The sequence below is a fragment of the uncultured Campylobacter sp. genome, assembly GCF_938045535.1.
Lineage (GTDB): Bacteria > Campylobacterota > Campylobacteria > Campylobacterales > Campylobacteraceae > Campylobacter_B.
The window spans coordinates 1-1,343 of record NZ_CALIMQ010000003.1 but is presented as its reverse complement, the minus strand read 5'-3'; the positions used below and the strand labels follow the sequence as shown (position 1 = coordinate 1,343).

Here is a 1,343-nt window from a genome sequence, read left to right as displayed (position 1 = left end):
AAACGACCGCATTTTTGACGCTTCCTGCACGTGCGCCATAGACATTGCCTCCGATGTGTACGCCTTTGTTGGAGTCTGATGCTCCTAGAGTAACTCTATCACCATCCGATTCGCCCGTGATGCCGCTTGCTGCAGCGACATCGCCTTTTACGGTGCCTTTGTAGAGATCAACTACGCTTCGCGAGCTCGAGGCGCCGCCCAAAGAGCCTGTGACGCTGCCTACGATTGCATCGTCGTTATTGATCTCTACGCGATTTGCACTCATTACGCTAGCGCTATTTGCTTGGCCGCCTACTACTTGGTAATTTTGCGCTTTTAGCTTTGCGCTTATGGATACGGAGTTTGCGCTAGAGTTTCCGCTTCCGCTCGCTGCACCCCAAATTCTACCGTTACCGCTTAAAGTAATAGTGCTTGTACCGCCGTAATAAGGCGCCGTTATATTGACGCTATTAGAGTTACTTTGCCCCGTGGAGGATTGAGCACCGAATATATCAAAGCTTCCTCTAAACGTGCCGCCTTTGATAGTTATTCTATTTGATACGGCATCGCCGCCACCGCTTACTATGCCGCCTACGATTACATTTGTAACGGAGCCGTTGCCGATAGTGCCTCCGTCTATCGTTACGGCGTTGGAGGAGGCTTTTTTGTCTGCTCCGCTTCTGCCGCCGATGATATTGTAATGTCTGCTTGCATTACCGCCGAAGTTATCGGCATTTCCCGTAATTTCAGCGCCGTATTTTACAAAAACCTGATTTCGCGTCGCTTCGCCTTCGTTACCCGTTTTAGATGCCGCTATGCCTTGCCCGCCCACGACCAAATTTACCTTAGAGCCGTTTTCCAAGCTCACGTAATTATCTGATACGCCCTTGGCTTCGGCACCTATTGCGATACCCACGTAAGCGTTTGCGCCTTTAATCGTAAGTCTATTGTTGGAGGCAGAGTTTAACTCGGTAAAGCCCGCGATCCCGTCGCCACTTCCTCCACCGTAAATCACGCTGCCGGAGTAGTCCGTCCCGCCGCTTACAACGCCCGTAATCGTCGTAATATTGCCATTTGGGCTAGTGCTTCCGCTGCCGCTAGTATTGCCGCTAAATCCCGCCGAATAGAGGTTATTATGGGTATGGATAAGCGGCGGATTAGAATCTGCATTGCAAAGCGCTTGTGCGGGCGCTAGTGCGAGCACCGCTGCGAGGCTAAGCATAGAGGAACAGATGGATTTTTTCATATATTGATCCTTTGAAATTCGTAAAGTTTGCGATTATACATAAAAATAGATCAGTTTGCAATATGAAATTTTAAAGAAGCGCTGGTTAGTCTTTGACAGAGGGGGCTGCATTTGTAAT

The 1,343-nt window shown here is 49.4% G+C and carries 1 protein-coding gene; it reads right to left on the bottom strand.

Going from position 1 to position 1,343, the window contains the following annotated elements:
• The coding region (locus Q0095_RS00090) for a hypothetical protein (protein WP_297880225.1) at positions 1 to 1,225 on the bottom strand (1,225 nt) is incomplete at its 3' end.
• Between the last annotated feature and the right edge of the window lie 118 nt (positions 1,226 to 1,343).